The organism is Achromobacter sp. EB05 (assembly GCF_044232075.1).
Classification (GTDB): Bacteria; Pseudomonadota; Gammaproteobacteria; order Burkholderiales; family Burkholderiaceae_B; genus Achromobacter; species Achromobacter dolens.
In genome coordinates this window covers 2,988,936-3,012,688 of the sequence record NZ_CP155917.1, presented here as the reverse complement: position 1 = coordinate 3,012,688, position 23,753 = coordinate 2,988,936, and the positions used below count along the sequence as shown (strand labels likewise).

The 23,753-nt window shown below is 69.3% G+C and carries 27 protein-coding genes; 14 read left to right on the top strand and 13 right to left on the bottom strand.

Features of this window, described 5'->3' with window-relative positions; all coding sequences use genetic code 11:
* The first annotated feature begins 263 nt into the window (after nucleotides 1-263).
* The 4 genes from AAID08_RS13815 (at nucleotide 264) to AAID08_RS13800 (ending at nucleotide 4,214) form a co-directional block, all read left to right on the top strand.
* The gene (locus tag AAID08_RS13815) at nucleotides 264-632 is read left to right on the top strand and encodes a hypothetical protein (RefSeq protein ID WP_395757749.1); all 369 of its coding nucleotides are present in this window, start codon (nucleotides 264-266) and stop codon (nucleotides 630-632) included.
* A gap of 211 nt (nucleotides 633-843) precedes the next feature.
* Nucleotides 844-1,557 (top strand): MgtC/SapB family protein, encoded by a 714-nt coding sequence (locus tag AAID08_RS13810; protein ID WP_054502547.1) that lies wholly within the window; start codon nucleotides 844-846, stop codon nucleotides 1,555-1,557.
* A gap of 38 nt (nucleotides 1,558-1,595) precedes the next feature.
* On the top strand, nucleotides 1,596-2,000 hold the full coding sequence (locus tag AAID08_RS13805; protein ID WP_175142348.1) for a DUF2946 family protein: 405 nt from the start codon (nucleotides 1,596-1,598) through the stop codon (nucleotides 1,998-2,000).
* A gap of 48 nt (nucleotides 2,001-2,048) precedes the next feature.
* Nucleotides 2,049-4,214: a TonB-dependent receptor gene (locus AAID08_RS13800; RefSeq protein ID WP_395757748.1), complete on the top strand. Its 2,166-nt coding sequence runs from the start codon at nucleotides 2,049-2,051 to the stop codon at nucleotides 4,212-4,214.
* Between the two features lies 1 nt (nucleotide 4,215).
* On the opposite strand, the gene AAID08_RS13795 is transcribed toward AAID08_RS13800, so the two are convergent.
* The 3 genes from AAID08_RS13795 to AAID08_RS13785 all read right to left on the bottom strand — a co-directional run bounded on the left by AAID08_RS13795 (nucleotide 4,216) and on the right by AAID08_RS13785 (nucleotide 6,817).
* Entirely contained in the window at nucleotides 4,216-5,316 is a 1,101-nt protein-coding gene (locus tag AAID08_RS13795) for a DUF748 domain-containing protein (protein WP_054502549.1), read from the bottom strand.
* A 257-nt stretch (nucleotides 5,317-5,573) separates the two neighbouring features.
* Nucleotides 5,574-5,771, bottom strand: a complete 198-nt coding sequence (locus AAID08_RS13790) for a hypothetical protein (protein ID WP_054502550.1) — start codon at nucleotides 5,769-5,771, stop codon at nucleotides 5,574-5,576.
* 140 nt (nucleotides 5,772-5,911) lie between these two features.
* A complete protein-coding gene (locus AAID08_RS13785) occupies nucleotides 5,912-6,817 on the bottom strand; it encodes an EAL domain-containing protein (RefSeq protein WP_054502551.1) in 906 nt (301 codons plus the stop codon).
* A gap of 402 nt (nucleotides 6,818-7,219) precedes the next feature.
* Here AAID08_RS13785 and AAID08_RS13780 point away from each other — a divergent pair, with 402 nt between their 5' ends.
* On the top strand, nucleotides 7,220-9,298 hold the full coding sequence (locus tag AAID08_RS13780; protein ID WP_395757747.1) for an FUSC family protein: 2,079 nt from the start codon (nucleotides 7,220-7,222) through the stop codon (nucleotides 9,296-9,298).
* Nucleotides 9,299-9,415: 117 nt separating this feature from the next.
* The gene (locus AAID08_RS13775) at nucleotides 9,416-10,252 is read left to right on the top strand and encodes a universal stress protein (protein ID WP_175142485.1); all 837 of its coding nucleotides are present in this window, start codon (nucleotides 9,416-9,418) and stop codon (nucleotides 10,250-10,252) included.
* A 24-nt stretch (nucleotides 10,253-10,276) separates the two neighbouring features.
* Here the strand turns inward: AAID08_RS13775 and AAID08_RS13770 are convergent, their stop codons facing one another.
* On the bottom strand, nucleotides 10,277-11,221 hold the full coding sequence (locus tag AAID08_RS13770; RefSeq protein WP_372413409.1) for a 2-hydroxyacid dehydrogenase: 945 nt from the start codon (nucleotides 11,219-11,221) through the stop codon (nucleotides 10,277-10,279).
* Between the two features lie 111 nt (nucleotides 11,222-11,332).
* On the opposite strand from AAID08_RS13770, the gene AAID08_RS13765 reads away from it, so the two are divergent.
* Entirely contained in the window at nucleotides 11,333-12,514 is a 1,182-nt protein-coding gene (locus tag AAID08_RS13765) for a PepSY-associated TM helix domain-containing protein (RefSeq protein WP_372413410.1), read from the top strand.
* A 139-nt stretch (nucleotides 12,515-12,653) separates the two neighbouring features.
* Here the strand turns inward: AAID08_RS13765 and AAID08_RS13760 are convergent, their stop codons facing one another.
* The 3 genes from AAID08_RS13760 to AAID08_RS13750 all read right to left on the bottom strand — a co-directional run bounded on the left by AAID08_RS13760 (nucleotide 12,654) and on the right by AAID08_RS13750 (nucleotide 13,640).
* Nucleotides 12,654-12,806, bottom strand: coding sequence for a DUF3309 family protein (locus AAID08_RS13760; RefSeq protein ID WP_064527605.1), 153 nt, complete (start codon nucleotides 12,804-12,806; stop codon nucleotides 12,654-12,656).
* 44 nt (nucleotides 12,807-12,850) lie between these two features.
* Complete coding sequence (locus AAID08_RS13755; protein WP_167517698.1) at nucleotides 12,851-13,015, bottom strand: hypothetical protein; 165 nt, start codon at nucleotides 13,013-13,015, stop codon at nucleotides 12,851-12,853.
* 76 nt (nucleotides 13,016-13,091) lie between these two features.
* Entirely contained in the window at nucleotides 13,092-13,640 is a 549-nt protein-coding gene (locus tag AAID08_RS13750) for a type 1 glutamine amidotransferase domain-containing protein (protein WP_064527607.1), read from the bottom strand.
* Nucleotides 13,641-13,782: 142 nt separating this feature from the next.
* Between AAID08_RS13750 and AAID08_RS13745 the strand changes: the two genes are divergently transcribed.
* Nucleotides 13,783-14,817, top strand: coding sequence for a DNA topoisomerase IB (locus tag AAID08_RS13745; protein ID WP_175142353.1), 1,035 nt, complete (start codon nucleotides 13,783-13,785; stop codon nucleotides 14,815-14,817).
* A 16-nt stretch (nucleotides 14,818-14,833) separates the two neighbouring features.
* On the opposite strand, the gene AAID08_RS13740 is transcribed toward AAID08_RS13745, so the two are convergent.
* Nucleotides 14,834-15,079 carry a hypothetical protein gene (locus tag AAID08_RS13740; protein ID WP_175188768.1) on the bottom strand — a complete coding sequence of 82 codons (246 nt, stop codon included), beginning with the start codon at nucleotides 15,077-15,079 and terminating at the stop codon, nucleotides 14,834-14,836.
* 158 nt (nucleotides 15,080-15,237) lie between these two features.
* Between AAID08_RS13740 and AAID08_RS13735 the strand changes: the two genes are divergently transcribed.
* Both AAID08_RS13735 and AAID08_RS13730 read left to right on the top strand, forming a co-directional pair.
* Nucleotides 15,238-15,579 carry a YqjD family protein gene (locus AAID08_RS13735; protein ID WP_175167853.1) on the top strand — a complete coding sequence of 114 codons (342 nt, stop codon included), beginning with the start codon at nucleotides 15,238-15,240 and terminating at the stop codon, nucleotides 15,577-15,579.
* Nucleotides 15,580-15,687: 108 nt separating this feature from the next.
* Nucleotides 15,688-16,575: an SDR family oxidoreductase gene (locus AAID08_RS13730; RefSeq protein WP_054502559.1), complete on the top strand. Its 888-nt coding sequence runs from the start codon at nucleotides 15,688-15,690 to the stop codon at nucleotides 16,573-16,575.
* 21 nt (nucleotides 16,576-16,596) lie between these two features.
* On the opposite strand, the gene AAID08_RS13725 is transcribed toward AAID08_RS13730, so the two are convergent.
* Nucleotides 16,597-17,217 (bottom strand): DUF4142 domain-containing protein, encoded by a 621-nt coding sequence (locus AAID08_RS13725; protein WP_395757746.1) that lies wholly within the window; start codon nucleotides 17,215-17,217, stop codon nucleotides 16,597-16,599.
* Between the two features lie 40 nt (nucleotides 17,218-17,257).
* A complete protein-coding gene (locus tag AAID08_RS13720; RefSeq protein WP_054502561.1) occupies nucleotides 17,258-17,842 on the bottom strand; it encodes a hypothetical protein in 585 nt (194 codons plus the stop codon).
* A gap of 190 nt (nucleotides 17,843-18,032) precedes the next feature.
* Here AAID08_RS13720 and AAID08_RS13715 point away from each other — a divergent pair, with 190 nt between their 5' ends.
* On the top strand, nucleotides 18,033-18,317 hold the full coding sequence (locus AAID08_RS13715; RefSeq protein ID WP_054502562.1) for a DUF378 domain-containing protein: 285 nt from the start codon (nucleotides 18,033-18,035) through the stop codon (nucleotides 18,315-18,317).
* 6 nt (nucleotides 18,318-18,323) lie between these two features.
* Here AAID08_RS13715 and AAID08_RS13710 read toward each other — a convergent pair whose 3' ends face one another.
* The gene (locus AAID08_RS13710; RefSeq protein WP_116793550.1) at nucleotides 18,324-18,596 is read right to left on the bottom strand and encodes a hypothetical protein; all 273 of its coding nucleotides are present in this window, start codon (nucleotides 18,594-18,596) and stop codon (nucleotides 18,324-18,326) included.
* 125 nt (nucleotides 18,597-18,721) lie between these two features.
* Here AAID08_RS13710 and AAID08_RS13705 point away from each other — a divergent pair, with 125 nt between their 5' ends.
* Nucleotides 18,722-19,105 carry a hypothetical protein gene (locus AAID08_RS13705; protein ID WP_081273617.1) on the top strand — a complete coding sequence of 128 codons (384 nt, stop codon included), beginning with the start codon at nucleotides 18,722-18,724 and terminating at the stop codon, nucleotides 19,103-19,105.
* Between the two features lie 16 nt (nucleotides 19,106-19,121).
* On the opposite strand, the gene AAID08_RS13700 is transcribed toward AAID08_RS13705, so the two are convergent.
* Complete coding sequence (locus AAID08_RS13700) at nucleotides 19,122-20,489, bottom strand: sigma-54 dependent transcriptional regulator (RefSeq protein ID WP_054502565.1); 1,368 nt, start codon at nucleotides 20,487-20,489, stop codon at nucleotides 19,122-19,124.
* A gap of 175 nt (nucleotides 20,490-20,664) precedes the next feature.
* On the opposite strand from AAID08_RS13700, the gene AAID08_RS13695 reads away from it, so the two are divergent.
* Together AAID08_RS13695 and AAID08_RS13690 are read left to right on the top strand one after the other, a co-directional pair.
* Nucleotides 20,665-21,612 (top strand): sigma-54-dependent Fis family transcriptional regulator, encoded by a 948-nt coding sequence (locus AAID08_RS13695; RefSeq protein WP_231133044.1) that lies wholly within the window; start codon nucleotides 20,665-20,667, stop codon nucleotides 21,610-21,612.
* A 224-nt stretch (nucleotides 21,613-21,836) separates the two neighbouring features.
* Nucleotides 21,837-23,273 (top strand): RNA polymerase factor sigma-54, encoded by a 1,437-nt coding sequence (locus AAID08_RS13690; protein ID WP_372413418.1) that lies wholly within the window; start codon nucleotides 21,837-21,839, stop codon nucleotides 23,271-23,273.
* 42 nt (nucleotides 23,274-23,315) lie between these two features.
* Here the strand turns inward: AAID08_RS13690 and AAID08_RS13685 are convergent, their stop codons facing one another.
* Nucleotides 23,316-23,669, bottom strand: a complete 354-nt coding sequence (locus tag AAID08_RS13685) for a hypothetical protein (protein WP_054502568.1) — start codon at nucleotides 23,667-23,669, stop codon at nucleotides 23,316-23,318.
* Nucleotides 23,670-23,753 lie beyond the last annotated feature (84 nt).

The following is a 23,753-nucleotide window of genomic DNA, read 5'->3' as shown; positions in this document are numbered from 1 at the left end:
CCCCGAGATCATTGTGGACAACGACGGATGTAGTCGATACACGACTGCTTGCGCCGCTTGACGCAGGATCCGCAGAGTTTTCTGCCGAGTCCTGCGTAAAGCCAGGACACGGCTATTGGCCCGGCAGCCTCGCGCTACCCCGGCCTCGGCCCTCCCGATACCGACTTACCGACGCGATACGCGGGCTTTGTTGCGCCCGCCCCGCGCCCGGCGAGCGGCGCATGCATGTGGACCTTCCACCGTACTCCCGCCCGGAGACGACCATGCGCATCAAGAAATTCCTCCCCTTCCTGGATGGCGCCGCCGCCGTGCGCGGCGCCGACGCGGCCGCGCACGCCCCGGCCGCCGCCCCGACCTATCAGTTCACCATCGTCAGCCTCGCCGACACCCTGAACGCGCTGCGCAAGCAGTTGTACTACGAGCTGCAGGCCCTGAACCTGCGGGTCGTGAACGTACGCATCTCGCGCCAGGAAGCCGGCCAGCTCGCCAGCACCATCGTCACGCTGCAATGCCCGCCCCAACTGCGCGGCCTGCTCAGCGCCATCGCCCTGCGCCTGGGCCAGAGCCCTGACGTGCGCCGCGTGCACTGGGAAAACGAAGGCGGCGCCCGCATCGCCGTGCTGCCGGCCTGAGCCGCGGAAAGGAGACTGTCATGAAAGACCCGTACAAATGCCTCCTCGTCGCCCGGGTGGCAGCCCTGCTGCTGCTCTGGCTGCTGGCTTTCATCCTGACCGCCGCCTCCGTCTGGCAAATGCCCTGAGGCCGAGGCCCGCCGCGACCGCCCCGGCCCGGTGAAGCCGCCGGGGCCGGGGCGACCCGCATGCTGAACACGAGAACAACAACATGAAGAACTTCGAGAACATCCAGCTCCTCCCGCTGGCCAACACCCTCATCAGCCTGGCGGTGGCCTTCGTGCTCGGCTCCATCGTCGGCTTCGAACGCCAGTACCGCCAGCGCACCGCCGGCCTGCGCACCAACGCCCTGGTGGCGGTGGGCGCCGCCATCTTCGTCGACATGGCCTTTCGCGTCGGCGGCCCCGACGGCGGCGCGCGCGTGATTTCGTACGTGGTGTCCGGCGTCGGCTTCCTGGGCGCCGGCGCCATCATGCGCGAAGGCGGCAGCATCCGCGGCCTGAACACCGCGGCCACGCTGTGGGGCTCGGCCGCCATCGGCGCCTGCGCCGGCGCCTCGTTGATCCTGGAGGCAATCGCGGCCACCGTGTTCGTGCTTGCCGCCAATACGCTGCTGCGGCCGCTGGTCTCGTACGTAAACCGCCAGCCCGTCGACGCGCAGACCACCGAAGTCACGACCGTGATCCACGTCATCGCCCACGTCGACCAGCGCCAGGCCGCCATGACCGTGCTGGAAGACGTGCTCGAGGACGAGCAACTGCCCCTGTCCGAATTGAAGATCGACCAGTTCGGCGAGAACGAGGTCGAGATCGAGGCGGCGTTGAGCGAAGCCTCGGTGGACGAACTGGACCTGGACCGCGTCACCGCCCGGATCGCCGCCGCGCCGGGCATCCGCACCGCCTTCTGGGCCGCGCGCACGGTCTAGCGGCGAGGCGCCAAAACACTCTAGAATGGGCGCCGATCATGCGCCGCCCGTTCCCGTCCCTCGCTCGCAACGCCGCCTGCCTCTGGCTGGTGCTGGCGCTGTTCGCGCTCAAGGCTTTGGTGCCGCCGGGATTCATGCCCGCGACCCAGCAGCGCGGCACGCTGATCCAACTGTGCTCGGCCGCCGGCACCATCTGGGTGGCCGGTCCGTCCAGGCACAGCGACGCGCCCGACGAACGCCACGCGGCCCAGGCCGCCGCCTGCCCCATGGGCGCGATGCTGGCGGCGGTGGCCCTGCCATCGGCGGCCGCGCCGCTGCTCGCCGTCGGCGCGGTCATGATGCATCCGCTGGCGGCGCGCGCGCCTCCCGCGATCCACGAAGGATCCCCGCCCGGCCCGCCGCTCGGCGCCCGCGCCCCGCCCCTGCCACCGGTACCCCGCTGATCGTTCCGCCGCGCCTTGCGCGGCTTTCTTGGCTTACCGGGAATTCCCATGGTTTCTATTTCCGCCAGGACGCGCCGCGTCCTGCCCTGGCGCGTGGCCGTTTGGACCGCGCTCGCCTTCACGCCCGCGCTGCATGCGCAGGTTGCTTCCACCCTGGCTGCCCCCAAGGCGCCCGGCGTCGCCACGCTGCCGGCGATCTCGGTCGCGGGCGACACGCCCCTGGCCACCCTGCTGGAACAGGCCAGCACCGGCACCCTGCTGGGCCTGCGGCCGTTTGATACTCCCGCCAGCATCGACGTTATCAGCAACGAGCAGTTGCGCGCGCGCGGCGCGGTCAACGTCACCGACGCCATCACCCAGGCAGCCGGCATCAGCGCCATGCGCCATCCTGGCAATGGCGGCTCGTCGTTGTCATCGCGCGGCTTCACCGATTCGAACTCGGTGGCCCAGTTGTTCGACGGCGTGCGCCAGTTCGGCGGCGTCGGCCAGACGTTCCTCTATGATCCCTGGGCAGTCGAGCGCATCGAAGTCCTGCGCGGCCCGGCGTCGGTGCTGTACGGCGAAGGCGCCATCGGCGGCGTGGTCAACGTCATCCCGAAAAAACCCACCCGCGGCCCGATCGAGAACGAGATCCAGACCACCATCGGCACCCACGACACCCAGAGGCTGGGCTTCGGCAGCGGCGGCGCGCTGGATGACAAGTGGTCATACCGGCTCGACATCAGCGGCAACCACAGCGACTCGGGCATCAGCCTGGGCGACGCGCGCGACCTCGCGGTCACCGCGGCGTTGCGGCTGGACGTGTCGCCGGAGCTGAACGTCACGCTGACCCAGGCCTACGCCTGGCAGGAGCCAACGCGCTACTTCGGCACGCCGCTGATCGCCGGCAAGATCGACTACGACCTGCGGCGCCAGAACTACAACGTGGCCGACAGCAAGATCATCTACCGCGACAGCCGCACCGACCTGAAGGCGGAGTGGTCGCCGAACCCGGCCACGCTGGTGCGCAGCCGCGTGTACTACATCGGCAGCGACCGCGAATACCGCGACGCCGAAAACTACACCTGGCAGCCGGCCAGCGGCCTGATCCAGCGCAGCGCCTACACCGACATCCGCCACGACCAGCAACAGGTCGGCAATGTCACCGATGCGTCCTTCGACGGCCACCTGTTCGGCCTGGCCAACAAGGTGGCGCTGGGCTTCGAGCTGAACCACGCCACGTTCAAGCACACCAACAATTCGCCGTATTCCGGCACCTCGCTGGTGGACGCGTACGACGTCGATCACGGCCGCTTCATCAACGTCGCCGGCACCTCGCCGCGCTATCGCAACAGCGCCGACCAGTACGCGCTGTTCGCGGAGAACCGCCTCATGCTGACCTCCCGCTGGTCGGTGCTGGCGGGCGTGCGCTATGACCACATCGACCTGAAACGACGTGACCTGGTGGCCGACCAGACCGCGTTCGACACCACCTTCAACAATGTCGGCTGGCGCATCGGGACCGTCTACGACCTGCTGCCCACGCTGTCCGTCTATGGCCAATACGCCGAGGCCGCCGACCCGATCGGCAGCCTGCTGCTGCTGTCGCCGGCCAACAAGGACTTCAAGCTGTCCAAGGGCCGCCAGATCGAAGTCGGCGTGAAGCAGACCTTCTGGGACGAAAAGGGCCAATGGACGCTGGCGGCGTACCACATCCGCAAGGACAATCTGGTGACGCGCGATCCCAACGATCCGACACTGCGCCTCCAGGTCGGCGAGCAGTCGTCGCGCGGCCTGGAGGCGACGCTGGGCGTGGAATTGACGCCGGCCTGGCGCGTGGACCTGAACGCGGCCGTGCTGCGGGCGCGCTACGACGACTTCAGCGAATCGGCCAACGGCGTGGCGGTATCGCGCGCCGGCAACGTTCCCACCGACGTGCCGGAACGCGTGGCCAATGCCTGGGTCAGCTGGAAATTCGCGCCGCAATGGACCGCCAGCGCCGGCCTGCGCTATGTCGGCCGCCGCTTCGCGGATGCCGCCAACCGGCTCGAAATGGCGGGCTACACCACCACCAACCTGGCCCTGCAATGGGAGCCGCGGCGTGACCTGACGCTGGCATTGCGCGCGTTCAACGTGTTCGACCGCCAGTACGCCGAGACCGCCTACTACAACCAGACGCAATGGCTGCTAGGCGAAGGCAGGCGCGTCGAGCTGAGCGCCAACTACCGCTTCTGACTCACTGGGTGAGCAGGTCGGAGATCGCGTCGCCCAGGTCTTTCACGGCGCCGGCCACGCCGCCGGCCGCGCCCTCGGCCCCCACGCCGATCGCGCGGCCGAAGCCGCGCGCGATCTGGGCCGCGAAACCCCGCGAGGCCGAGAACTTCGGATTGTCGAGGCTGCCGGCCAGCTTGAACTCCATGCGCAGCGTGCCCTTGCGGTCTTCCAGCGCGGCCAGCACCGCCTTGCGCGGCAGCGAAAACAGCGAACCGTCGCCGCTGAACTTCAGATCGTGCAACGCCACCACGCCCGACGCGTTCAACTGCCGCTTGGCGACGGTGGTGCGCATGTCCAGGTCCATCGCGCCGCCGGCCAGCGATCCGGCGCCGTTCTCGGCCAGGTATGGCGCGGCATAGCGGATGTCCATGTTGCGCACCGCGACCGTCATGTCCGCGTCGCTGTCGCCCACCGCCAGCGAACCGCGCGCCTGCACCGTGGCCGCGCCGCTGCGGTTGTCGCGCACCGATCCCTTGAATTCCATCTGGCTCTGCTGGCCATCGGCCGGCAGCACCAGCGGATGCAGGCGCGCCGACACGTTCTCGAACGGAATGCGGTGCGGCGGCTTGGCGATGGCCGAGTCGATGAAGTCCAGCCGGCCGCCATCGAGGACGATATCGTCGACCCGGATCGGGCCCTTGTCGCGCGCCCGGCCGCCGTCGCCATCCGCCTCGCGCAAGGCCGCCTGCAGGGCCGGCGATATCTGCATGTCGCCGTCGGCGCTGCGCAGCACCGCGAAATCGAATCCCTCGATGGTGATCTTGCGGAAAACGGGCTGGCGCCGCAGCAGCGAGCCCCAGTCGGGCTCGGCCACCACGCGCTGCGCGCTGGCGGGCGCGACGCCTTCGGCGCCCGCGATCTTCACGTCCGTCAGCACCACCGCGTCGAACCCCAGCCGCACATCCGCCACCTGCGCACGCGGTCCCAGCAGGCCGGCGACGTGCCGCTCGATCAGGCGCATGCCGATCCAGGCAGCGGCGCCCAGCAGCAACGCCCCGAGCACCAGCGCGACCAGGAGCTTGCGCGCGAACGAACGGCGTGGCGTGGCGGAGGCGTTACCCATGGATGGTCCTGTTGACGATGCGCCGGAACGCGGCGGCTTCCCGGCGGGCCTTCTGGCGGCCCAGCCTGGCACCTTAGCGATCCCCGCGCCGGGGCGCAAGGCATACGGCGGCACCGGTGCGGCGCGATCAAGGGTCCGCCAGGGCGGATGCGGCGACGCCCGCGCCGGGTTTCCTGGCGCGGGCGTCACCGCCACCAGCCCCGCGCCTGCCGGCGCGGGCGGCTGGATCGCGGGCCGGCTAGCGGCCCGTCAACGCATCAGCGCTGCGTCTGCGAGCGCTGCCCGGACTGCCCCGGCTGCTGCCCCGGATTGCGGTCCTTGTCCATCTGCTGGCCGCCCTGGCCGGGTTGTTGCTGACCCGGCTGGCTGCGGTCCTTCGGGTTTTCCTGCGATTGCTGCTTTTGCGGCTGCTGTTGCTGACCGGGCTGCTGGCCGGACTGATTGGGGTTTGCCATGACAAATCTCCTCGCAAGCGGAACCATTCCGCGAGGAATTGCCCAGCAACTGCCGTGCCCGCCAAGGCGCGGGGCGCGCGGACCTGAGACGCGTGATACGGCACCGGTAATTTCGGGGCGCGGGAAGTAAAAAAGCGCGGCTATTGCGTGGTGACGTGCGCCGGCAGGCCGCTCTCGGCGTCCTGCGGATCGAAGGCGTCGAGCCAGGCGGAAGCGTAGCTGGCGGGCGCCGCCAGCGGTTCGCCGCGGTCGCGCTGGACGCGCAGCCGCATCATCAGGTCATCCAGCGGCATCGGCCGGCCCAGCGCGTAGCCCTGGCCATAGCGACAGCCCGCGGCCCGCAACGCCGGCACGTCGGCCACGTTCTCGACCCCTTCGGCCACCACCCGCCAGCCCATCCGGGTGGCCAGTTCGGCCGCGGTGCGCAGCACCTCGAAGGCAACCGCGCTGCGGCGCATGCGCGTCACGAAGTACTGGTCGATCTTGACCTCGGACAAGGGAATCGCCGACAGCAGTTTCAACGAGGCGTGGCCGGTGCCGAAATCGTCCAGGCTGACCTCGCAGCCGGCCTGTTCCAGCCGTTCCAGCGTGGCGCGCAGGGCTTCCAGTTCCCTGATCGGCTGGTCTTCGGTCAGTTCGACGCGCAGCAGCGACGCCGGCAGCTCGGCCACATGGATGCGGTCGAGCAGGAAATCGACCGCGCGTTCGTCGGACAGGGTCGAGGCAGGGGCATTGATGGCAATGGGAATCGCCATGCCGATGCGCCGCATGTTCTGCAGCATGTCGATCACGCGCTGCGCCACGCGCTCGAACAGGATCCGGTCCAGTCCCAGCCGGTTGACGGCGGGAATGAACTCAGCGGGCATGACCACGCCCAGTTGCGGATGCTGCCAGCGCGCCAGCGCCTCGGCCGATACGATGCGGCCCGTCAACAGGTCGACCTGCGGTTGCAACAGCACCCGCAGCCCTTCCTTGCCGGTAATCATGGCGGCGACTTCGTCGTCGCTCACCACCGAGCTTGTGGAAGCCTCGTGAGTTGGCGTCATGTTCGCTCCTTAAGCCCCCCGGAGTACGGCCTGCGCTGTCCGGGCGCAGAGCGGGGCACGTTGGACATGAGTATTCACAGTCGGCCTGCAGGAGTATCTTGCTGCCTTGCTTCTTACTGCCTTGTGTACTTACCCAGCGTAGTCGATCGCCAATGTTTTTTTATGCGATTTTGCGCATTTACTCCAGGGTATTTTGCACGCTTGCGGCGCCAAAGTCACACATATGTAACCAGTAGTATTCGGGTCATTCAGATTCATGAACACCGCATTTTTCGGACGCTCCTATTAATCGGTGTTGTTTGTCCTTGTCGACATGGTAGCGTTGCGGCTTTCCCGCCGTTCCGGCCTTTATTTCCACCCCGTTTTCGCTTGACTACCCTGCTCTCCCGCTGGCGCGTTTCATTGCGCCACGTCCTCTGGCTGGACGCCCTGCAAGCCGCCGCCATCAGCGCCGCCCCCGTCATCCTGGCCGTGCTGGCGCACGAGCCGCGCCTGGGCTGGACCGCCATCGCCGCCTTCTGGGCCTGCTTCGGCGATCCTGGCGGCCCGCTGCGCCAACGCGCCGCGTCGATGCTGGCGCTGGGCCTGATCGGCGCGCTGTTCTGCTTCCTGGCCAGCGCCAGCGCGCACAACCTGTGGCTGCTGCTGCCGCTCACGTTCGTCTGTTGCACCTTCGGCGGCCTGCTGCGCGTACTGGGCCCCGCGGCGGCCATCGTCGGCACGCTGCTGTCGGCCGGCTTCGTGGTGGCGGCCGAACTGCCGGCGCCGACGCTGGGCGCCAGCCTTTCGTATACGCTGTTCTTCGTCGCAGGCGCCCTCTGGGCCATCCTGATGACGGCGCTGGTGTGGCGCCGCCGTCCCTGGAAGGACGCGACCCACGCGGTGGCGCACTGCTATCGGGGCCTGGCCGACTTTGCCGACGCGCTGGCGCGCATGTATTCGGGCCTGGCGCCCGCCGCCGGGCCGCAGGCGTGGAGCGCCGTCACCCGTCCCCAGCGCAGCGGCGTGCGCGCCGCGATCGAGGCGGCCCGCGTGCGCATCCGCGAGGTGCAGGATGCGCGGCCGTCGCGGCGCGCCCGCGCGCAGCAATTGTTCTATTTGCTCGATAGCGCCGAAGACAGCTTCATCGCCCTGGTGGCCGCGGCCGATCTGCTGGAATCGAATGCCCCGCGCTGGCTCGGCCGCGCGGCCGGCGCCAATCTGTCACACGCCTTCCATCGCTACGCCAGCGTCGCCAACGCCATCGCCAGCACCTCGGACGTCAGCGACCCCAGGCAGGCCGAGTGCCTGCGCGAGCGGCTGGCGCATTTCGGCGCCGGCCTGCACGAGCTGCGCGGCGCCGCCATGGCCTATGCGCCCGACCTGGCAACCATGGTGCCGGTGCTGGACCGCCTGCAGCAGACCGCCCAGGCGATCATGCAGGCCCTGTTCGACCAGGATGGCACGCCCGCCACGCCCGCGCTGGCCGCGCGCGCCGATTCGACGGCGCGGCAGGCCTGGCGCAGCCTGCGGCAAAACCTGCGGTTCGAGTCGGACGCGTTTCGCCACGCCCTGCGCGTGGGCATCGGCGCCACCATCGCGGTGGCGTTGTCCAAGACCTTCGCGGTCAACCACGGCTACTGGATGTCGTTGACGCTGGTGTTCATCCTGCAACCCTACTTCGCCACCACCTGGCAACGCACCGTCGAACGCGTGATCGGCAGCGTCGCCGGCGCTGTCGGCGCCTCGCTGCTGGGCCTGCTGCTGAGCACCCCGCTGTCGGTGGCCCTGGCGGTGCTGCCGATCGCGCTCGGCACGTTCGCGGCCCGCACCATCCACTACGCCTTGTTCACCTTTTTCCTGACGTCGCAGTTCGTGCTGGTCAGCCACATCCAGCAGCCCGACATCTATGAGCCGATGCTGGCTGCGCTGCGCGCCTTCAACAGCGTGCTGGGCGGCGTGCTGGCCCTGCTGGTGGGCTTTCTGGTGTGGCCCGAAAAGGAACCGCGCCAATTGGCCGGCGCCCTGAGCCGCGCGCTGGCACGCCATGCCGACTATGCGCGGGCGCTGACGGCCGACAAGAGCGGCGCGGCCCCCGCGGCCGACATCGTCGGCCTGCGCCGCCAGGCCTGCCTGGCCGCCGACAACGCCGAAGCGGCATTGCAGCGGCTGCAACAGAATCCCGTGCACCGCGACCGCAAGGTGGACACCGCGGTCAACCTGCTGAACGCGATGCGCCGCGTCACCGCCGCCGGCACCGTGCTGGAGATCCAGCCGCCGCTGCCGCCGGACAGCGAAGCCGCGCCGGCCCTGCGCGACTACGGGCTGGCGCTGGCGCACGCGCTGCATCCGCAGGAGCCGGCCCCCGTGGTCGAACTGCGCCAGTTGGCGGTGCCGGCCGCCGTCAACGCGGCCGCGCCAGCGCTGGCCGGGCCGCTCGACCGCATCGCCCAACAGGCGCGGCAGGTGCGCCAATTGCGCGACCGCCTGCAGCAGACCTGACAACCCGCGGCCGCTTGCGGCAACCCCGCGAAACTGCGGGGCGCTTGACGCGCATCAAGGGCCGAATGCCCGGAACGCGCAACGATGGAGACCTACCGCGCTCAAAAGGAGGCCGCCATGTATCGCCGCATTTCCGTCCACCTGGACCACGGATTCGATTGCCCCCGCCGCACCCGGGTGGCGCTGGCCCTGGCCAAGCGCCACCAGGCCGAGCTGGTCGGCATCTATGCCAGCTCCGCCCCGCCGCAGTATTACTACGGCGAATCGGTGCTGATGTCGAAAACGCTCAACGTGATGCGCGACCTGCAGGCGCAGAACCGCGGCGCGGTGCAGACCGCCTTCCTGGAAACCGTGGCGGCGGCCGACGTGCCGGCCGCGGTCCGCGCCGGCGCCAGCTCCCCAAGCGCCAGCATGGCGCGGCTGGGCCGCACCAGCGACCTGCTGGTGGTCAGCCAGCAGAACCGCGAAGACGTCGAGGCCGTGCACGAAAATGAATTCGTCGAACAGACTTTGCTGACCGCCGGCCGTCCCGTGCTGGTGGTGCCGTCCAGCGGCGATTTCCCGGTGTTGGGCGAACGCGTGCTCTATTGCTGGGACGGCAGCCGCGAGGCCGCCCGCGCGCTGGCGGACGCGGCGCCGCTACTGCGCCTGGCCTCGCACCTGGTGGTGCTGACCATGGATGAGGGCGCCGCCACCCGCGACGACGAGGCCGTGCCGTTCGAGGATCTGGCCACCTACTGCATCGCCCAGGGCATGCCGGCGCCGGACCACGTCCGCCGCGACGTCAAGGGCGTCGGCGTGGGCAGCACCATCCTGAACGCCGCCGCCGACTACAGCGCCGACCTGATCGTGATGGGCGCCTACGGCCACAGCAAGTTCCGCGAATGGGCGATGGGCGGCGCCACGGCGTCGATCCTCAGGACCATGACCGTGCCGATCATGTTCTCGCACTGACCCTCGCCCGACGCCGTCGGCGCCTCAGCCCTGCTGCGGCACCGGCGTCAGCACCGGCTTGCCGGCGAAATGCGCGGTGGCGTTCTCCAGGAACAGCGCCACCGTCGCCGACACCGCTTCCGGCGAGCGCCCCGCGCTGTGAGGGGTCAATACCACGTTGTCCAGCTTCAGCAGCGCCGGCGGCACCACCGGTTCGCCTTCGACCACGTCCAGCCCCGCGCCCGCGATGCGGCGGCCGGCCAAGGCGGCGATCAACGCCTCGGTGTCGACCACGCTGCCGCGCGCGATGTTCACCAGATAGCCCTGCGGTCCCAGCGCCTCGAGCACGGCCGCGTTCACCAGGTGCCGCGTGTCGGCGCCGCCCGGCGTCGCCACCACCAGGAAGTCGCTGGCCTCGGCCAGCGCCAGCGCGCTGTCGTAATAGGTGTAGCCGCTGTCGGGGCGCGGCCGCCGGTTGTAGTAGCCGACCGTCATGCCGAAGCCGTGGGCGCCGCGCTTGGCGATCTCCTGGCCGATGGTGCCCAGGCCCACGATGCCCAGGCGCTTGCCCGAGACCTGCGGCCCCATGAAGCCATTCCAGTGCCCCTGCCGCACCCAGGCGTCGGCCTGCGGCAGGTGACGGGCGGCGCCCAGCAGCAGCGCCATGGCGTGATCGGCCACCGAGGTGGCATTGGCGCCGGGGCCATGCGTCACCCGCACGCCGCGCGCGCGGGCGGCGGCCAGGTCGATGTTCTCGAAGCCGACCCCCAGCGAACAGATCAGCTCGAGCCTGGGCAGGGCCGCCATCTCCTCGGCGTGAAAGCCGGTGGCGCCCCGCGTCAGCACCACGCGGATCTCGTCGGCGTGGTCGCGGATGGCCTGGGCGCGCTGCTCGGACGTGGTGGCAAGAATGCAGCGAAAGCCGCGGTCTTCGATGACCGGCAGGAAATCATGCACGCTTTCAATCAATATCAACAGGGGGATCTTCATGTCGCTACGGCTCGGAGGCGGTGAAACTGCAATGGCGCCAAAAAAGCGCCGCCAGATATTACGCCTCGGTACAATTGCGCGCCACCCGCCGTCGCCGCCATTGAACGCCCCATGAAAGCCAAGCTCCGCAAGTCCCTGCGCTCCGCCGTGTCATTCCTGCACCGCTGGACAGGGCTGATCCTGGGAAGCGTGCTGGTGCTGGCGGGTCTGAGCGGCAGCCTGCTGGCCTTCGACCACGAGCTTGACGGCTGGCTGAACAGCGCGATGCTGCGCAACGCCGCGGGCGTCTGCGCCGCGCCGCTGCCGCCTTCGGCCGCGGCCCGCGCGGTCGAGCAGGCCTGGCCCGGCGCCACGATCGCCGCCGTCACCCTGCCCCAGGCGCCGGCCGACAGTTATCGGGTGCAATTCAAGCACGCGTCCACCGCCGACAACGAAGCCGGCGTGGACGCCTGTTCCGGCCAGTTGCTGGCCAGCCGCGACCGCGATGCGGTCACGCTGGACCGCGCCCACCTGATGCCGCTGCTGTTGCGCTGGCACATGACCCTGCTGCAAGGCAAGACCGGTCGTGAAGTGCTGGGCTGGCTCGCCGTCGTCTGGGTGGCATTGCTGCTGGCCGGCATCTACCTGGCATGGCCGCGGCCCGGTCACTGGCGCCGCTCGGTCACGGTCACGCGGGGCGTCGGCGCCTTCCGCACCAGCTACGAACTGCACCGCGCCGCGGGGCTGGTCTCGGCGCTGTTCCTGCTGGTGGTGGCCGGCAGCGGCTTCTTCATGGGCCTGCCGCAACTGGGCCGGCAACTGGTCGCCAGCGTCGCGACCCTGCCCGCCGACGCGCGCGCCGCCACACAGGCGCCGCTGGCCGCGGGCGAATCCGAAATCGGTTGGGATGGCGCCGCCGCCAAGGCGCGCGCCCTGGCGCCGGCGGACGCCACGCTGGTCATGCTGCGCCGCGACCCGGCGCGCGGCGTCTACCAGGCACGAGTGCGCCGTGCCGACGACTGGCAGCCGGTCGGCACGTTGCGTCTGTTCCTGGCGATGCGCGGCGGCGAACCGCTATCGCGCGCCGACCCGATATCAGGCACGACTGCCCAGCGTTTCCTGGCGGTGATGTTCCCGCTGCATTCCGGCAGTCTCTATGGCCTGCCGACCCGCATCCTGACGGCCGTCCTCGGCCTGCTGCCGCTGCTGTTCTTTGTCACCGGGCTGGTCATCTGGGTCAGCCGCCGCCGATTGCGGCACCGTGGCCGGCAGGCCGCGCAGGCGCGCGCTCGCGCGGCGCAAGAGCACGCCTGAAGCGCCGGCACGCGGCGCGGCAACCCGCCTGAACCACCGCCGCGCGGCGCGGCAGCCCGCCTGAACCACCGCCCCGCGGCGGTCCGGACCGGCTGCGCGTTCGGCCGGGCGGTCCTCGCGATCCGGCCCGGCCCCCGCGCTATATGCGCCCTGTCAGCAGCAGCACGATCAGCACCACGAGCACGATGCCCAGCAGGCCGCTGGGGTAATAGCCCCACCCGCGGCTATATGGCCAGGCGGGCACCGCGCCGATCAGCAGCAGGATCAGGATGATCAACAGAATGGTAGACATGATGGCTCCGTTTGTTCTTGGTTGATGCGCAGGCAAGAGGGCAATCAGTGGATCGTCCGACGCGTCTTTTCGGGATGGGACGGCTCGAGCGGCGGCAGGTCCACTTCGGGCTCGTCGGTATCGGGATCGACCGGCAGGTCACCCGGTGGCGACCCCGGCGGGATCGGCTCCGGCTTGGGCGGAACGTGCAAGTGCTGAAGGTAAGGCATGGCTTGCTCCTGTAAAAATGTTGCTTGGCGCGCGGCCGGAATTCCCCGGTTCGCCCCTTGCCCGATGCGCTGACGCTCACTGGCGCGTCAGCGCGAAAACACGCGACAGCTCGCGGTTGAATGCAGGGATGTCGTCCGGCTTGCGGCTGCTGATCCAGCGGCCATCCACCACCACTTCCTGATCGACCCACTCCGCGCCGGCGTTGCGCAGGTCGTCGGCCAACGAGGGCCAACTGGTCAGCTTGCGTCCCTTGACCAGTCCTGCGGAAATCAGCAGCCAGGCGCCATGGCAGATCACCGCCACAGGCTTGCCGGCCTCATGCATGGCGCGCACGAAGGCGCGCGCCTCGGGATGCAGGCGGATCTCGTCGGCGTTGACCACGCCGCCCGGCAGCAGCACGGCGTCGAACCGCTCCGGCTGGGCCTCGGCAAACATCAGGTCGGCCTCGACCGACTCGCCCTTGTCGTGATGGCGCATCCCCCGTACGGGCCCGCGGCGGGCCGACACGACCACCGTGCGCGCGCCCTGCTGCTGTAGCGCGTCGCGCGGCTCGGTCAGTTCCACCTGTTCAAAGCCATCCACCACCAGGATGGCGACGTTGAAATCCTGCAATGTCTTGGTCATTCGAAACTCCCTGTCTGTGGCAAGGACCGGGACAGCAAGTGGCGTGCCCGCGCATGGCGGGGGCAATGGAGGGAGCAATCCGGCCAGGCGCAAGCCGGGCACGGCATTTGCTCCGGCGCTGGCGCCGATTGCTGGAGGAAAGATGGCAAACCGCAACCCGCAGCCGACGGCCAGCGCCGCCGACGACGCGCTGATCTACCTGGACGACACCACGCCGGGCTATTCCCGGGTGCGGGTCAATGGCACGACCTTCCATTACCTGGATACCGCGGGCAGGCGCATCCGCCGCGCCGCGGAACTGGCCCGCATCCGCGCGCTGGCGATCCCGCCCGCCTATGAGGATGTGTGGATCTGCCCCGACCCGCGCGGCCACCTCCAGGCCACCGGCCGTGACGCCCGCGGCCGCAAGCAATACCGCTACCATCCCGCCTGGGCGCGTCTGCGCGATGCCGACAAATACCAGAGCCTGAGCGAATTCGGCGCCCGGCTACCCCGCATCCGGCGCCAGGTGCGACGGGACATGCAGGCGCCGGGCCTGCCTCGGGCCAAAGTGGTGGCGGTCGTGGTGCAACTGCTGGAAGACACGCTGATCCGCATCGGCTACCGTGAATACGCCCGCACCAACAAATCCTATGGCCTGACCACGCTGACACGGCGGCACGCGCACGTCAGCGGCGACCAGTTGCGATTCCGTTTCCGCGGCAAGAGCGGCGTCGCGCACGATGTCACGGTCAGGGACCGGCGCATCGCGCGGATCATCAAGCGCTGCCTGGACATTCCAGGCCAGCAGTTGTTCCAGTACCTGGACGCCGACGGCAGCGCCCACGGCATCGATTCGGAGGCGGTGAACGCGTACCTGCGCGAGGCCGGCGCGGCCGATTTCACCGCCAAGCATTACCGCACCTGGGCCGGCTCGGCGCTGGCGTTCGCGGCGCTGCAGGCCCGCCCCTACGTCGACGAGCGGCAGGCGCGGCAGGAAGTCGTCGACGTGATCCGGCAGGTGGCGCAGCGGCTGGCCAATACGCCCGCGGTCTGCCGCGCCTGCTACGTGCATCCCTCCATTATCGAGGCCTACCTGGCCGGAAAGCTGCCGCCCAAGGCGCCGGCGCCGCCCGGCCCGCGCGGCCTGGATGCCGACGAGCGCCGCCTGCTGGCATTCCTGCGGACCACGCCATGACGAATGCCGCGGGCCGTCACAGAATCGAGGAACGGGCGTTCTTGGCGCGAGGTTGCGGCTTGGCGTTGTCGGCCCAATTCGATTCGGTCTTGTCGTCGGCCACCCGTCGGCCATCGCGCGCCGCTTCGTCCGGCGTGGACGCGGTGGGCTTGGCCGGCTGTCGCGGCACATCGACCGGCCCTCGCGGTGGCAGCACTTTGGCGCCGTCATGCTCTGCCGGGGTGGTTGCCGCCTTGCGGCCGGAAGGTCTGGAGGATGTCATCTGCGCGCTCCCAATGATTCCGATGTATGTAGATCCATGCTACGGCATGGTTGAGCCGGACACTGCGCATCGCCCGCCCAAATTGCAAGCGGATGTGGCAACCCGCGCAGGAACGGCGGTTCCCCGGTAAAACGAACATTCACTTCTGGAGTTTTCCCATGGCCAATACCCATACGCCCCTGCCTTCGGATTTCCCCGAGAACGGTCCTGACGATCGCGGCGCGCGCCGCCGGCGGCGCCACCCTGAAAGTTGGATCGACGACCTCGAGGCCACTTTGAGCGACGCCTCGGCCACCGATCTGGAGGCGCTCAAGGCCCGCCTGGCCGAGCAATTGCGCGACACGCGCCACAGCCTGCGCGATGCCTCCGACAGCGCCCAGGACATGGTGCGCGAGACCATCGACTGCACCGAGCAGTACATCCATGCGCGCCCATGGCAGGCGATCGGCCTGGTGGCGGGCGTCGCTTTCCTGTTCGGCGTTGTGGTCGGCCGCCAATAGCCTCAGGCGCGTCCGACCGGTCCGGCCCCGGAACGCGCGGGCGGGCACAACAGTTGCTTGGACTCCTTCGAGGACGCAACCGCGTCCGTTACTTCGAGGGAGACCGGCATGACCCAATCCGACAAGGCAGCGACCGGCGCGCGGCCTCACCCAACCCCGCCCATGCCTGGCCAGCATTTGCCGAAGCCCGGCATGGAGGCCGACATGGCGCTACGGCCGCAGTACCAGGCGCCCGACTATCGTGGCAGCGGCAAGCTGTCGGGCATGGCGGCCATCGTCACCGGCGGTGACTCCGGCATCGGCCGCGCCGTCAGCGTGCTGTTCGCGCGAGAAGGCGCGGACGTGGCGGTGGTCTATCTGGATGAGCACGAAGACGCCCGTGAAACGCAGCGCGCGGTCGAGGCCGAAGGCCGGCGATGCCTGCTGCTGCCCGGCGACGTGCGTGAATCCGCCTTCTGCACGCGCGCCGTGGAACAGGCGGCGCAGGCCTTTGGCCGGCTCGACGTGCTGGTGAACAACGCGGCCTACCAGCAGCATGACGACCGGCTGCAGGACATCAGCGATGAGAAGTGGGACAAGACCCTGCGCACCAACATCCACGGCTATTTCTACATGGCGCGCGCCGCATTGGCGTACCTGCAACCCGGGGCCGCCATCATCAACACGGGGTCCGTGACCGGGCTGCGCGGCAGCGGCGGATTGCTTGACTACTCCACCAGCAAGGGCGCCATCCACGCCTTCACCCGGGCGCTGGCGTCCAACCTGGCGCCGCAGGGCATCCGCGTCAACGCCGTCGCGCCGGGTCCGGTATGGACCCCCTTGAACCCGGCCGACAGGGACGCCGAAGCCATCAAGTCATTCGGCAAGAATACGGATCTCGGCCGGCCCGCCCAGCCGGAGGAGATCTCGCCCGCCTATGTCTTCCTGGCCTCGCCCGCCTGCGCCAGCTACATCACCGGCATCGTGCTGCCGATCACGGGCAGCGCGGGCGACTGACGCCCACCCGCCCGCGGGGCGCTATTTCCCGGGGGCCACCGAGGCCGGCGCGGCTCGTTCCGCGGGCGACACCGGCGGCGGTTCGCCGGGCGTCGCGGGCGGCATCCGCTCCGGGTTGGCGGCCGGGTCGCGCTTGAGCGCACGCGCCAGCGCAAGGTGGTCGCCGAGGGTGGACACGTGGCGCGCGGCAAACTCGCGGATTTTCGCGTCGCCGTCCTGCCCGGCCGCGGCGCGGTAGAGCTTCTCGGCCTTTTCGTGGGCCTGCAGCGCCACCTGCTCGACATACAACGCGTCGAATGCCGGGCCGGTCTTGCCCGCAAGCGCCTCCAGCATGCGCTGGTCGGATGGCTCCGCCTTGCCCGGCAACGCCACCTTCCTGTCATCCGCGAGTTGCCGCAGTTCGCGGTCCAGCTCCGCGTAGCGAGCCTGCATCTTGGCGGCAAACGTGTGGACCTCGGTGCTGCCAGCGCGTTCGCCGGCCAGTTTCGCCGCCTCGACCTGGAATGCGTCGGCCGCCGCGGCCGCCTGCAGGAAATGGCTGTCCGCCGGCGACACGGCTGCCGCGCGCGCGGCCAGCGGCGCGGCCAACAGCGAAAACAGGCAGGCCGCCACCAGCCCTTGCCACAAAGTCCTCTGGTTCATGACCTTCTCCTTACCCGCCCCACGGGCGCTTCATGGCGGTTCATGGCGTCACGGAAGGCGCCTCGACATGACGGGGCGGCTTGAGCGGGTCGAAGTCTTCCCATTTGCCGTCCAGCCATCGCCCCTGGGCCCGCTCGATGTCGTGTCCCCCCGCTTCGCGCAGCACGCGCCGCGCCGCCGACTCACGCTCCGGCGCGACCGGCAGCGCCAGCATCACCCCGGCCTGTCGCAACGGAGGATGAGCCTGGGGTGCCGCGGCCGCGGGCCGGCGTTGCCGCCTGCCCGCCATCCACAAAGCCCCGCCCAGGGCGCCTACGTAAGCGCCGACGCCGGCCGCCGCGGCCACCACCAGCATGGCCGCGCCGGCCCACAACGCCACCAGCCCGCCCGCCAACGCCAGCACAATCCCCACCAGCGCCGCTCCCGCCAGCGCGCCGATGTGAGCGCCGCGCGCGTCCGGATCCGCCACGCGGTCGCCGCCAAGCGGGTAGCGCGCATGTTCTCCGGCCGTATTGATATAGAACGTATGGATATCGCCCTCATCGAATCCCTCGCGGCCCAGGCGCTGCGCGGCCTCGCGGGCTTCGTCAAAGGTCTGGAAACGGGCGGCGACGATCAAGGACATGGCAATCTCCTGGGCTTCAAGGACGTTGCGGCCAAGGCAGCAACTGCCATGCCTGCCTCCGGCACGCGGGCACGTCACTTGCTGCGCCGGAAGCACGACCCGACGGCGGGAGTCCTCCCAAAACCGGCCTGCAATTGAAACGCGCGGCACCCACGCGCGGCAGTGCGCTGCCGCCACAGGAGGGAGAGACATGCACACCTTGAGCGACAACGATGAAGCGCATCCCGCCGGCCGGCCAGAGGACGCGCAACCGGGGACCGATGTCCGGCGTGGCCTCGGATCCCTGGATTGGGTCGCCCTCGTTGCGCTGGTGGCCGGCGGCTTGAACACCGGACTGATCGCGGCGGTCAACCTGGACCTGTTCGCGCGGCTGCTGCCCTGGGCAGTGGCCGCGCGCGTCGCGTATGGCCTGGTCGGGTTGGCGGCGCTACATTGCGTGGTGCTGCTGTTCCGCCTCGGCGCCGAGGCGGACTAAGGCGCATCAACGCCCTTTTCCCGGCTCGCGCGTGCCGGGATAGCGGCCTCCCTCCTCGTACTCGGGGCCTTGCGGGTGCGGCTGCGCGTCAGCGCCGCGGCGGGGCTTGGGCGGCGTGGCGCCGCCAGGCCCATCCGCGCCGAACTGGCCGCTGCGGCGGGCGGCCTCGCTGTCGCTCTGCGGCGTGTTGGCCTTGCCGCCCGCCCCGGCGCCTGCCTCGGTGGCGGGCGCCTGCCGATCGCGCTGGACGTCGGACGGGATGCTGTCGTGCTTGCTCATGGCGGTCTCCTGAAGGCAATCGTGGCAATCCCGAGCAAGCGGCGTGCCTGCCAGCGCGCGGGCACGCCGCTTGCTCAGCGGAAACGGGGCGGCCATCCCGGCCCCCTTACTCCAAGGAGTCATCCATGAATCTGTCCAAGATCCGCCTGTCCATGAGATTCGCGCCCGCCGCCGCCCTGTGCCTGTCGGCGCTCGCGTTGCCCGCGGCCGCGCAGACCACGCCCGTGCGCACCAGCGAACAGATCGACAATCAATACAAGATGGACAAGAAGCAGTGCGACGCCATGAAGGGCAATCAGAAGGATGTCTGCCAGAAGCAGGCGGAAGCCACGCGCGATAAAGCCAAGGCCGACGCCAAGGCCGCCAAGGAAAAGGCCGAAGCGAACCACGACGCGGCCAAGACACGCAACGATGCCGACTACAAGGTCGGCAAGGAGAAATGCGACGCCATGTCCGGCAACGCCAAGGACGCCTGCATGGCCGACTTGAAGACCCGCTACGGCAAGTAAGCGATGGAGGCGGACGTCAATGCGCGCTTCCCGGCTCCTCTCCCGGCAACGCATAACCGGCCGCCGCATATTCCTCGAGGCGGTTGTACAACGTCTTGGGGCTGATACCCAGCACCGCCGCCGCCTGTTTCTTCACGCCCTTGCAACGCTCGAGCGTCGCAAGGATCAGGCGGCGGTCGGCTTCCGCCAGCGTTTCTCCCACCGGCACGGTGACCTGTCCGCCGCGCATCTCGCCGCCTGGCGAGACCTGCGGCGTCAGCATGTCCGCGTCCAGCTCGTCGCCTTCGGCCATGATGAAGGCGCGACGCACGAAGTTCTTCAATTCGCGGACGTTGCCCGGCCATTCATACTGAGCCATTGCCGTGGCCGCCCGCGCCGAGAACGCCTTGGTCCGCCCGCTTTCCTCGTTCTGCGCCTGCAGGAAGCGATCGGCGAGCAACAGGATATCGTCGCCGCGTTCGCGCAGTGCCGGCAGCTCGAGCGGGAACACGTTCAAGCGGTAATACAGGTCTTCGCGCAGCTTGCCCTCCTGCACCGCCTGCTCGGGATTGCGATTGGTGGCGGCGACGATGCGGATGTCGCAGGCGATTTCGCGATGCGTGCCGACCCGCATGAATTGCCCCGTCTCGAGCACGCGCAGCAGCTTGACCTGCAGGTCAAGCGGCATCTCGGTCACTTCGTCCAGGAACAGCGTGCCGCCGTCGGCTCGCTCGAAATAGCCCTTGTGCTGGCGGTCCGCGCCGGTGAAGCTGCCGCGCTCATGGCCGAACATCTCGCTCTCGATCAGGTTGGGCGAAATGGCGCCGCAGTTGACCGCAATGAAGGGACGCTGGCGGCGCGCGCTAAGCTCGTGCACCGCATGCGCGGCCAGCTCCTTGCCCGTGCCGCTCTCGCCCACCAGCAGCACCGTCACGTCGGTGGGCGCCACCCGGCCGATCTGGCGATACAGCTCGCGCATCGGGGCCGACGCGCCGTACATCTTGCCGAAACGTCCCGGCTCCTCGAAGGGCCTGCCCGGCAGCTCGCCGCCGGCATTGGCCATGATGCGGGCCAGGATGCCGTTCAGGCGCTCCATGCAGATCGGCTTGACCAGGTAGTCCGTGGCGCCCAGGCGCAGGGCCTGCACCGCATTGTCGACCGTGCCGTGGCCGGTCATCACCACCACCTCGGCGCTGGCCGTGGCCACACTCTTGAAGATGTCCATGCCGCTGCCCCCGGGCAGGCGCACATCCGTCAGCACCAGGTCCGGCGACTGGCGCTCGAGCTGGATCAACGCATCCTTGACGCTGGCGGCCAGCGCTACGGTGAAGCCGTTGTCCCGGCCGAGTTCGGCCAGGGTTTCGCGGATGGCATCGTCATCATCGACGATCAGCAAGTGGGGCATGGCATCTCCTGGAGCCGTGGCTCGGGCAACAGCGCCCGGCGCCTGTGGGGCCATCCCTGAGCATAGCCAAGTCGCAGCAGATTGAAGTAATTATTCGATAGAAAAGACCAACATTTTCGATTACTTGCAACTGGTCGCATCCGCGTACCGGGGCAACCACTACCATGGCCAGACAATGAATGCTTCCAGTCTTTCCCCCATCATGCAGAAACTGGCCACCCAGGTGCGCCTGGCCGCCGAAACCGATGCCAGCGTTTTCATCGTGGGCGAAAGCGGCGCCGGCAAAGAAGTGGTGGCGCAGGCAATCCACGCGGCCAGTGCGCGCCGCGACCAGCCGTTCGTCGCCGTCAACTGCGGCGCCATCAGCGGGTCGCTGGCGCATGCGGAATTATTCGGTCACGAAAAGGGCAGCTTCACCGGCGCGCTTGCGCAGAACGCGGGTTATTTCGAATCGGCCAGCGGCGGCACGCTGTTCCTGGACGAAGTGACTGAAATGCCGCTCGACATGCAGGTGCATTTCCTGCGCGTGCTGGAAACCGGCACCTATCAACGCGTCGGCGGCTCGGACCTGCTGCGCGCCAACGCGCGCATTCTCTGCGCCAGCAACCGGGACCCCGCGGAGTCGGTGGCCGACGGCCGGCTGCGCCAGGACTTTCTGCATCGGCTGCTGGTGATCCCGCTGCGGGTGCCGCCGCTGCGCGAACGCGACGGCGACGCGGTCGTCCTGGCGCGGGAATTCCTGGCCGAATTGAACACGCGCCACAATACCCGCAAGGCCTTCTCGCCCCGCATGCTGCAGGCGATCGCGCGCCATGACTGGCCGGGCAACGTGCGCGAACTTCGCAACACCGTGCAGCGCGCCTACATCCTGGGCGACGAACAGCTCGACATCGACCTGCCGCGCCCGCGCGTCGCGCCGCACGCCGAGTTCAAGGACGGCGCCTTGAACGTGCCGGTCGGCACCGAGCTGGGCAACGCGCAACGCGACTTCATCCTCGCCACGCTGGCCCATCACGGCGGCGACAAGCGCCTTACGGCCGAAACCCTCGGCGTCAGCCTGAAGACCCTCTACAACCGCCTGGACGTCTACGAAAAGAGCGCGGGCGGCCCCGCCGCTGCCTGAACCCGCCCTCGCGGGCGCCGGCGGAACCTCGCCTGCCCGGCGGCGTCCCTGGCGGCAACGCCCCCCAAGGCAATATTTACGTCTCCTTGTAATCCTGGCCCGCGCCATTGCCCGCCCGGGCATGCCCGTCGCCCGCGCGCCAAGCGGGCACGATCTTTGCATGTATCCAGGGATGTACCGTCGCCCCGACAGCCACATGGCAGGAGACTCCCTTGGGACACCCGATGCAAGAACTGCGTCTGCGCCAGCAGATGACCTTGGCCCCCCGGCTGCAACAGTCGGTCAAGCTGCTGCAAATGTCGGCGCTCGAATTCACCACCGCGGTCGAACTGGCCCTGGCGAGCAACCCCTTCCTCGAGGAAGTGGACGAGCAAGCGCCGGACCCGGCTGGGGGCATCGAGGCTGTTCCTCCCCTGGAACCGCCGTCCGGCACGCCAGCGGAGCCTGCGGCGGCCAACGCCGCGGAGACGCCGGCGGAGCCCCCGGCCACGCCGGAATACGCGGGCGACTATCCCACCGCGCCACGCGGCGACGGCGAGGACCACGACTTGGGCCAATGGGCCAGCGCACCCGTCTCCATGCGCGAGAAACTCTCCCTGGAGCTGGGCAACTACCGGCTCGAACCCCGCGACCGGCTGCTGGCCGAGTTCATCATCGACTCGCTCGACGAAGACGGCTACCTGCGCACGCCGCTGGCCGAACTGTGCGGCAGCCTCAGCCAGGACTTCGCCCCGCCTCCCGAGGAGGAAGAGTGGCTGACCGCCCTGCGCCTGGTGCAGCAACTGGATGCGCCGGGCCTGGCCGCGCGCGACCTGCCGGAATGCCTGGCGCTGCAATTGGAGGCGGCCCCCGGCATCAACCCGCCCATACGCGCCCTGGCGCTTCGCATCGTGCGCGAGCACATCGACCGGCTGGCCAAGAACGACGCAGCCGGCCTGCGGCGCGCGCTCAATTGCGCCGACGACGCGCTGCGCGAGGCCTGCGCGTTGATCCGCAACCTGGATCCCAAGCCTGGACGCCGCTACGACGCCCAGGCCCCCGCGTACGTGGTGCCCGATGTCTTCGTCGACAAATGGCGCTCCCGCTGGCGCGTGGTGCCGAACCGGGGCGCCATGCCCCAGGCGCGGCTGCACCAGGTCTACGCCGACCTGTTCCGGCGCGCGCGGCTCGACGACCGCAGCCCGATGGCGCAGGAGCTGCAGGAGGCGCGCTGGCTGGTCCGCAATGTGGAGCAGCGCTACACCACCATCCAGCGCGTGGCGGAAGCCATCGTCAAGCGCCAGCAGACCTTCTTTGAATATGGGGAAGTGGCGCTGCGCCCGCTGATGCTCAAGGAAGTGGCCGACGACCTGGACATGCACGAGTCCACGGTGTCGCGCGCCACCACCGGCAAATACATGGTGACCCCGCGCGGCGTATTCGAGTTCCGTCATTTCTTTTCGCGTGAGTTGCCCACCGATTCGGGCGGCACCTGCTCGGCCGCGGCCGTGCGCGCGCTGATCAAGGAATTGATCGAGGCCGAGGATCCGGCCATGCCCCTCTCGGACGTGGCCCTGGCCCAGCAACTGGCTGCCAACGGCATCGTCCTGGCCCGTCGCACGGTCTCGAAATACCGCGGCCAGTTGCGGCTCCCGCCGGCCGAATTGCGGCGCGAGCACTGACCGCGGACAGGCGCGACGTCATCGACGCCGCGCCCCTTTCACTTACTTGCTGCCGCCCGTGTTGGGATATCCCGGCGCGGGCGTGGCGCCGGCCGCCGGCGTGCGCGGCACATTGTCGTTGGCCTCGGGATGGCGCCGCGGCATTTCACCGCTGCGCTTGTCGCTGGACGGCGCCATATTCTTGTCCAGGTTGGGCGGCGTGCTGGTGCTGTTGGGCGCGGCGTTGGGCGCGGGCGCGGCCTGGCCCGGAGGGACCGGCCGGTTCGGCGGCACCGCCGTGCCGTCATTCGGCGCGGTGGACGGCGTCGTCGGACTGGCGGATTGGGCCCAGGCGGCGCCGGCTCCGCCCAGGCTGGCGGCGACAACGATGGCATAGGTCATGGCACGAATCTTCATGGTTCACTCCTTTTTCAGGTTGCCAGATCCATCCAGCAATTCGTATGCCCGGGATGATGCGCCAGGGCGGGCCCGCAACGCGAC

Coding starts and splice junctions, on each gene's coding strand:
- AAID08_RS13815 (WP_395757749.1), top strand. CDS start 264: ATGCGCATCAAGAAATTCCTCCCCTTCCTGGATGGCGCCGCCGCCGTG.
- AAID08_RS13810 (WP_054502547.1), top strand. CDS start 844: ATGAAGAACTTCGAGAACATCCAGCTCCTCCCGCTGGCCAACACCCTC.
- AAID08_RS13805 (WP_175142348.1), top strand. CDS start 1,596: ATGCGCCGCCCGTTCCCGTCCCTCGCTCGCAACGCCGCCTGCCTCTGG.
- AAID08_RS13800 (WP_395757748.1), top strand. CDS start 2,049: ATGGTTTCTATTTCCGCCAGGACGCGCCGCGTCCTGCCCTGGCGCGTG.
- AAID08_RS13795 (WP_054502549.1), bottom strand. CDS start 5,316: ATGGGTAACGCCTCCGCCACGCCACGCCGTTCGTTCGCGCGCAAGCTC.
- AAID08_RS13790 (WP_054502550.1), bottom strand. CDS start 5,771: ATGGCAAACCCCAATCAGTCCGGCCAGCAGCCCGGTCAGCAACAGCAG.
- AAID08_RS13785 (WP_054502551.1), bottom strand. CDS start 6,817: ATGACGCCAACTCACGAGGCTTCCACAAGCTCGGTGGTGAGCGACGAC.
- AAID08_RS13775 (WP_175142485.1), top strand. CDS start 9,416: ATGTATCGCCGCATTTCCGTCCACCTGGACCACGGATTCGATTGCCCC.
- AAID08_RS13770 (WP_372413409.1), bottom strand. CDS start 11,221: ATGAAGATCCCCCTGTTGATATTGATTGAAAGCGTGCATGATTTCCTG.
- AAID08_RS13765 (WP_372413410.1), top strand. CDS start 11,333: ATGAAAGCCAAGCTCCGCAAGTCCCTGCGCTCCGCCGTGTCATTCCTG.
- AAID08_RS13760 (WP_064527605.1), bottom strand. CDS start 12,806: ATGTCTACCATTCTGTTGATCATCCTGATCCTGCTGCTGATCGGCGCG.
- AAID08_RS13755 (WP_167517698.1), bottom strand. CDS start 13,015: ATGCCTTACCTTCAGCACTTGCACGTTCCGCCCAAGCCGGAGCCGATC.
- AAID08_RS13750 (WP_064527607.1), bottom strand. CDS start 13,640: ATGACCAAGACATTGCAGGATTTCAACGTCGCCATCCTGGTGGTGGAT.
- AAID08_RS13745 (WP_175142353.1), top strand. CDS start 13,783: ATGGCAAACCGCAACCCGCAGCCGACGGCCAGCGCCGCCGACGACGCG.
- AAID08_RS13740 (WP_175188768.1), bottom strand. CDS start 15,079: ATGACATCCTCCAGACCTTCCGGCCGCAAGGCGGCAACCACCCCGGCA.
- AAID08_RS13735 (WP_175167853.1), top strand. CDS start 15,238: ATGGCCAATACCCATACGCCCCTGCCTTCGGATTTCCCCGAGAACGGT.
- AAID08_RS13730 (WP_054502559.1), top strand. CDS start 15,688: ATGACCCAATCCGACAAGGCAGCGACCGGCGCGCGGCCTCACCCAACC.
- AAID08_RS13725 (WP_395757746.1), bottom strand. CDS start 17,217: ATGAACCAGAGGACTTTGTGGCAAGGGCTGGTGGCGGCCTGCCTGTTT.
- AAID08_RS13720 (WP_054502561.1), bottom strand. CDS start 17,842: ATGTCCTTGATCGTCGCCGCCCGTTTCCAGACCTTTGACGAAGCCCGC.
- AAID08_RS13715 (WP_054502562.1), top strand. CDS start 18,033: ATGCACACCTTGAGCGACAACGATGAAGCGCATCCCGCCGGCCGGCCA.
- AAID08_RS13710 (WP_116793550.1), bottom strand. CDS start 18,596: ATGAGCAAGCACGACAGCATCCCGTCCGACGTCCAGCGCGATCGGCAG.
- AAID08_RS13705 (WP_081273617.1), top strand. CDS start 18,722: ATGAATCTGTCCAAGATCCGCCTGTCCATGAGATTCGCGCCCGCCGCC.
- AAID08_RS13700 (WP_054502565.1), bottom strand. CDS start 20,489: ATGCCCCACTTGCTGATCGTCGATGATGACGATGCCATCCGCGAAACC.
- AAID08_RS13695 (WP_231133044.1), top strand. CDS start 20,665: ATGAATGCTTCCAGTCTTTCCCCCATCATGCAGAAACTGGCCACCCAG.
- AAID08_RS13690 (WP_372413418.1), top strand. CDS start 21,837: ATGCAAGAACTGCGTCTGCGCCAGCAGATGACCTTGGCCCCCCGGCTG.
- AAID08_RS13685 (WP_054502568.1), bottom strand. CDS start 23,669: ATGAAGATTCGTGCCATGACCTATGCCATCGTTGTCGCCGCCAGCCTG.